This is a genomic window from Rhodococcus sp. ENV425 (assembly GCF_002887785.1).
GTDB lineage: Bacteria > Actinomycetota > Actinomycetes > Mycobacteriales > Mycobacteriaceae > Rhodococcus > Rhodococcus aetherivorans.
Window position 1 is genome coordinate 13,811 of sequence record NZ_PCZU01000307.1, and the last position, 539, is coordinate 14,349.

At 73.5% G+C, this 539-nt stretch carries 1 protein-coding gene; it reads left to right on the forward strand.

Going from position 1 to position 539, the window contains the following annotated elements; genetic code table 11:
• Positions 1-194: 194 nt before the first annotated feature.
• Positions 195-539 (forward strand): EsaB/YukD family protein (locus CQZ88_RS28940; RefSeq protein WP_180987103.1); only part of this gene is annotated, 345 nt, incomplete at its 3' end.

The following is a 539-nucleotide window of genomic DNA, read 5'->3' on the forward strand; positions in this document are numbered from 1 at the left end:
CGGCCGTCCTCACGACGGCCGTCCCCCCACGGTCGACGAAGGGTAACGTACCCCTGCGACATCGGCACGCAGGCGGGCGCGAAGACGGCCTGCGCGAAGCGATGTCGTATCGTCTCCGCGAGGTCCGGGCGACACCGGGCGGGCGAGCCCGGCCCGGACCGCAGCACGGTCGGGGGACGACGGGGGGATGGACGATGACGGCTGCGCACACCGAACCGGGGCGGATCGGCGCGCCCGAACTCTGCCGCGTGACCGTGCTGGCCCAGCACACACAGGTCGACCTCGCGTTACCCGCGGACGTCCCTGTCGCGCTGCTCGTGCCGGGGGTCGTCGATCTCATCACCGCCCACCGGTCCCACAACGACTTCGACGCCTCCTCCGAGCGGGTCGAGCCCGAGGCGTGGGCGCTGGCCCGTCTCGGATCGTCGCGTCTCGCCGCCGCGCTGAGCCTGCACGAGCACGGCGTCCGGGACGGGGACCTGCTGGTGCTCGAGCACGCGTCGGCACCTGCGCCACCCCCGCTGTTCGACGACGTGACC